The sequence below is a fragment of the Furfurilactobacillus milii genome (assembly GCF_009863985.1).
GTDB classification, from domain to species: domain Bacteria; phylum Bacillota; class Bacilli; order Lactobacillales; family Lactobacillaceae; genus Furfurilactobacillus; species Furfurilactobacillus milii_A.
This window is the reverse complement of record NZ_WEZT01000023.1, coordinates 1-5,886: the sequence shown is the minus strand read 5'-3', so window position 1 is coordinate 5,886 and position 5,886 is coordinate 1. Positions and strand designations below refer to the sequence as shown.

General features: G+C 39.9%; 5 protein-coding genes. All 5 read left to right on the top strand.

The features are described 5' to 3' along the window. Positions 1-307 precede the first annotated feature (307 nt). Positions 308-1,447 (top strand): N-acetylmuramoyl-L-alanine amidase family protein, encoded by a 1,140-nt coding sequence (locus tag GB992_RS10380; protein ID WP_161002381.1) that lies wholly within the window; start codon positions 308-310, stop codon positions 1,445-1,447. Beyond that, positions 1,444-1,881 (top strand): C39 family peptidase, encoded by a 438-nt coding sequence (locus GB992_RS10375; protein ID WP_238331115.1) that lies wholly within the window; start codon positions 1,444-1,446, stop codon positions 1,879-1,881. Before GB992_RS10380 ends, GB992_RS10375 begins: the two co-directional genes overlap by 4 nt. A gap of 91 nt (positions 1,882-1,972) precedes the next feature. Then, positions 1,973-2,758, top strand: coding sequence for an N-acetylmuramoyl-L-alanine amidase family protein (locus GB992_RS10370; RefSeq protein ID WP_161002380.1), 786 nt, complete (start codon positions 1,973-1,975; stop codon positions 2,756-2,758). A gap of 373 nt (positions 2,759-3,131) precedes the next feature. Continuing rightward, positions 3,132-4,397, top strand: a complete 1,266-nt coding sequence (locus GB992_RS10365; RefSeq protein ID WP_161002379.1) for a hypothetical protein — start codon at positions 3,132-3,134, stop codon at positions 4,395-4,397. A gap of 223 nt (positions 4,398-4,620) precedes the next feature. After that, positions 4,621-5,751, top strand: coding sequence for an N-acetylmuramoyl-L-alanine amidase family protein (locus GB992_RS10360; protein WP_161002378.1), 1,131 nt, complete (start codon positions 4,621-4,623; stop codon positions 5,749-5,751). Positions 5,752-5,886 lie beyond the last annotated feature (135 nt).

Sequence of the window (5,886 nt, the reverse complement as noted above, 5' to 3'; positions counted from 1 at the left end):
AAAATCAGCTCCTAAAAAATGGGTTTGTGGTAAACACCATTTTAAAGGAAGCTGATCTTTTTTGTCCGAACAGCGTTCGGATTAATTTTACAATCTACCAAATGTTCAAGCTAGCTCTCAGCAAAGCAACAAACAATTAAGTTCAGTTGTCCCTGCTGGCCCGTCACAGAAGGATAATGCATCTAGTTCTCAAGTCGCATCAAGTAATAGTAGCAATGAAAAGAAAATAAATGATACACAGACACCAAAGTCATCTGTTGAAAGTGGTAATGCTGGGAGTATTAATTCCACTAGTTCCGAATCTAAAGTGGCCAGTTCAGAATCTGCCAGTTCTGATGACCAACAAAAGTCAGAATCACACAATTCTGATTCATCAGATTCAAAAAAGGCTGATTCTTCAACCGATTTATCCGATTCAAATAAAGAAAAATCACAAGATAATAAAGTTGCGGCATCAGTTAATCTTGGGCAAGAAGAAATTGTTATGCCTGTCGCGAGTCATAACGATGGCTGGTCTTCAAACAATGGAAAATGGAATTATTATTTAAATAACAATCTTCAAACAGGTTGGCAAAAGATTAACGACACCTGGTATTATTTTGATCAAAATGGTCAATTGGCTAATCAGTGGTTTAAAGACAACAATCAGTATTATTACATGACCGATTGGGGTATGTTACATACCGGTTGGAGTAAGCTCGACAATTGGTATTACTTCAACTGGGGCGGAGACATGAAGACCGGTTGGTTAAATGATTCGTCTAATTGGTACTACCTTGGTAATTGGGGCATGTATAACTCAGGTTGGTCATGGCAAAATGCTTGGTATTACTTCCAAAAGTGGGGTGGTATGGCAACTGGTTGGTTGCATGACGGTAATAATGTTTATTATTTAACTGATTATGGGGCCGCAACTAACGGTTGGGCTAAGGATGGTAATTGGTATTACTTTGATCCAAGTGGTGCGATGAAAACCGGTTGGGTGAACGACAATAATAGTTGGTATTGGGTAGACTACTGGAATGGTATGTCGAACTACCAATGGTCAAAGATTAATGGTTCATATTATTATTTCAACTGGGGCGGCGCAATGGCAACTGGTTGGAATAAAGTTGGTAATTGGTATCACATGGCACAAAGTGGCGCAATGGACAGTGGCTGGCTTCAAGATAACGGTAACTGGTATTGGCTTGATTATTGGGCTGGTATGTCAAATTATCAGTGGTCATGGATTAATGGCGCATACTATTACTTCAACTGGGGCGGTGCAATGGCCACTGGTTGGACAAAGGATAATTCCAATGCTTGGTATTATTTAGATAGTAATGGTGTTTGGAATCCCTCACCGTGGATTAATGTGCCATTTATAGACCAAGTGGCCTGGGGGCTCCCGAGGGTTGTGAAGGTGCTTCGCTGCTGGAGGCACTCCATGGCAAAGGGCTATTGACGAATACTAATTTATCGCAGTTTTTGAAGACGATGCCATATTCCTCGAATGGTGATCCCAACAATGGTTTTGCAGGAAATCCATATGTTTACGACGCAAACGGTGTTGATACTATTTATCCTAAGGCGGTTACTTCATGGGCACAACGTTATACAAACGCAGAAAACATTAGCGGACAATCCTCAACATACCTGCAGGAAGAACTTCGAGCTGGACGTCCAGTAATTATGTGGATGACACATTACTTTGCAGCCCCACAATGGACTCATTACTGGTGGGGATATACGCCGCTTAACTTACATGTAGTATGTGTAAACGGATATAGTAATGGTAGTTATCACATTGTTGATCCTTGGTTAAATAGTTATTGGGTTAGTGGTAGTTCGTTTGATTATATTTGGAACACTTTGAACCTTGGTGTGGCGGTTGGTTAGCTGATTGCCATTAAGTTTCCCTTTTGTTTTATTAATAAATGTCATATTCTTAGAATGGTTTTTAAATTCACAAAGTTTGGAGAGCGTAGACATGAAGTTTCAAAAGAAATTAGTTAAGGTTATCGCTTTGGTGGCGGCTTCAGTTGCACTTGGCATGGGAGTTTCCACTGTTAAAGCTAATGCTGATAGCTGGTGGAGCTATCCATCCGGCTGGTATTTATGGAATGATTATGATGAGTCTTGGGATACCGGTTGGCAAGATGTCAATGGTTCAGAGTATTATCTAGATGAAAATTCTGGTGTGATGCGAACTGGTTGGCAATATATTACAGGCTCCTGGTATTACTTTGATAATAGCGGTGCCGCTGCTAATGGTTGGCGTTACATTAACAACAATTGGTACTACTTTACTAACGATGGCTATATGGAGACTGGCACTCAGACTATTAATGGTACACACTATAAGTTTAGTAATAGTGGCGCAATGATTACTGGTTGGCAATATGAGGGCGGTGATTGGCAATACTATAATGGTAGTGGTGCTCGACAAAATAGTTGGTATGCCGTGAACGGCAAATGGTATTACTCTGATAGTTTCGGAGATATGCAAACTGGTACCGTTGACTGGAAAACATACAAGTATTACATGTGGGGTGACGGCTCCATGGCAACCGGCTGGATTTGGGACGGTTACCGCTGGCGCTATGCTAATGGTGATGGTACATTAGCAGATGGTTGGCAATGGATTAATGGTGCTTGGTATTATTTTGATTACAACGAAATGGTAACGGGTAATCAATATATTAATGGTCAATACAGTCATTTTGATACGCATCAGGGTAACTGGTTAGGCTATGGCTATAGTGATAATTACTAATTCTGAGAATATTAAATAGTTTCTGAGTGCATAAAAATCAAAATGTTATGGCAGTTACTTCCGAGCGGAGGTAGCTGCCATTTGTGTTCACATTGTAAAATATTACGTTTTTTAACATGTTAAAGATGCAGCAATCAGAAGATGAGTAAATGTTAGATAATTGAGATTAACCTTAAGTTTTTGTGCGTAGTCAGGCACAAAAATAGGTTTACTGCTGACTATCAGTTACACTAGGTCTTACAGTGATAGCCAAAGCACATCATCTGAAACTGTAAAAACGAATATTTTGCAATTTTATTGATGTAATTGAGCTTTCTTGTATACCTTTTAGTATTGAGCAGATATAATAGATTAGGAGAGGGGGATGCTAATATTGCAAACTAAAATTTTTAAAAGTATTGCGTCATCATTGATACTGGCAGGGTCATTTTCGCTGATGTTAAGTGGATCTACGATTGCCAACGCAGATGACAGTGTCGTCATTAACACTAACAACGGCACCCCCGGCAACAATACGACACAGTCCTTTACTTACAAACCGGGACAATCGGAGAATTGTAACGCGACTGTTCCAGCGAAAAACATTGATTTAAACAAATCATATGTAACGACATCTTATATGGATTCAGCTGGTAATAGAGTTTTGAGTAGCAAAACAGCCCTGTCCACTCTGGGTGTAAGCGATTTCGCAAATTATTTACAGCAATTTGGTCAAACGCATATTGCCGGAGTTTCCAGTGCGGTAACAGAGTTTTGGTTGGTCAGCAACACACCATCCACGACGGTGACGATTGATTATTATAAAGGTGATCAGCCACAACCATTTCATTCAGAGCAAGTATCAGGCAACTATTTAGATGTAATCAAAATACCTACAGTAAAAGCTCCAGTGGGCTATCAACTAGATGATGGGCAAGCCACTAGTTACAAGATTTCGCACCAAGATAATAGTCAAAACATTGTAAAAATCGTTTATAACAAACCGTCACAACAGTCTGTTAATATTGATTCGAACAATTCTGACAGTAGTGATTCTTTGTCCAGTAATACTTCGTCAACAACTAGTGATAATAGTTCCAAAAGCAATGTAATAACGAGCACGAACTCTACTAGTTCAAGTACAGGCACATCTGAAATATCGAGCAGTGTAAATGGTTCCCAATCGTCGTCAACTTCCAATATTAGTTCGGATAATCAAGAAGTGAGTTCAGTTATCGGGAACTCGTCAAAGGCGTATTCCAGTAATTCTAGCAATTCTGTAGTTGCCTCCTCTTCAAGTGATGAAGGGAACTCTTCAAAAAACTTAAATTCAAATACAAGTAAGCCTGATGCAGATGTAAGCTCAACGAGCAGTGCATCAACTCCCAAAGATAGTTCAACAAACGTTGATTCACCAAAGTTAGCTTCTTCGATTTCACGAACGCAGTCACAAGTATTTAAGCAGGTGTCATCTGGCAATAAAGAATCGAAGAGTTCAGTTCAAAAAGCATTGGCTAGTTCCTTAAAAACGTCAAATCAAAATGGGAACAACGAGAGTGGAAATGTTTCTTCTAAAATTCTAAACGGTATTTTTAGTTCAGAGACTTTAATTGCTGGTGGATTGCTAGCAGGTTTCCTCGTTTATCGAAAATTTAGATAGATTTCAAATTTAATTATTTCTGATTAACAGGTTAGAAAGGTGGACTCCAGTGAATGGGGTTCATTTTTTTATTCATTTTTAAGCTTAGTCCTATAAAAATTCCGGGTATGTATGACAATTCAATACGTTTGATGAAGTGTTGCGGTTTTTGCGTATTGACAAATGAATATTAAAATGACATTTTTAATGTGATTTACAAACCTTTCAGGGGGGTATAAAGATCATGCATAAATTGGTAAGGCAAGGGCTGATTACACTTATTGTTGGCGCAGGGCTGATTACTGAAGTCGGAATTAACAATGCACATGCTGATTCCTGGTGGGGGTACTCGTCGGGATGGTATCTGTGGTCTGATTCTGGTAACTACTGGAAATCTGGCTGGCAATGGGTCAACAATAATTGGTATTATCTGAATAGCTATGGGACGATGCAAACCGGTTGGCAAGATATTAATGGATCGTGGTATTATTTCGATGGATCAGGTAGTATGCTGACTGGATGGCAATGGATTAACGGGGCGTGGTATTATTTTGATGGTTCTGGCCATATGCAAACGGGCTGGCAGTGGATTAATGGTAAGTGGTACTATTTCCAAGGCTCAGGTGCAATGCAAACTGGTTGGCTCCAAACTAATACTTGGTATTACTTAAATGCTGACGGCTCGTTACGTACAGGTTGGGTGTTGAGCTACGGCAAATGGTATTACATGGATAATTCCGGTGCGATGGCATATGGCTGGCGTTATCTTGATAACAGTTGGTATCTGTTAAGTCAATACACAGGAGTAATGCAAACTGGTGTCTCAACTGATAGTAACGGTCGCGATTATTATTTTGACAATTCAGGAAAAATGGTCGATGGAAATTTCCAAGATGCATTTGCTGGACAATTGACACAATGGTTTAATCAGATTAATCAGTTGCGTCAATCACAACGAACGCCCGTAGGAAGTTCAGACAATCGCGATAACGGTAACGTTTTACCGGCTCTTCGACGAACTACTGAAATGGATCAATGGGCACAGGCGCGAGCAAATGAGCTAGCAAGCTCAAATCAAGGCCTAAGTCATAGTGATAATTTATATGGTGCGCCATCCTGGGCCAAAACGAATGCAGCGGGATTATTTAATAGTCCGAACTACGATTACGGCACCATAGTGAATGGACCCGAATGCTTGGCTTCATGGTGGGGCGGTACAGAGAATCCAGTTGACATGTGGACAGCTGAACAGTCATATGGTGGTGGCCACTATTTAACCGAAGTGAGCCCATACGCTAATGTAGGTGGAATTGGTATTTCGATGTCATCGAATGGGACTTTCTATGCTGTTTTTGAAATTGGCTATCAGCAGTAGAATAATTTTCGAAGCTTGTGTACTAGTGTTTAGTAAAGGCAAATTACAACTTTAATTCGAACACCGATTGAAAAACTCAATGGCAGTATGATGATCAAGCGTTTTTAATGGTCGATGATTAATTAGGTCTAAGGA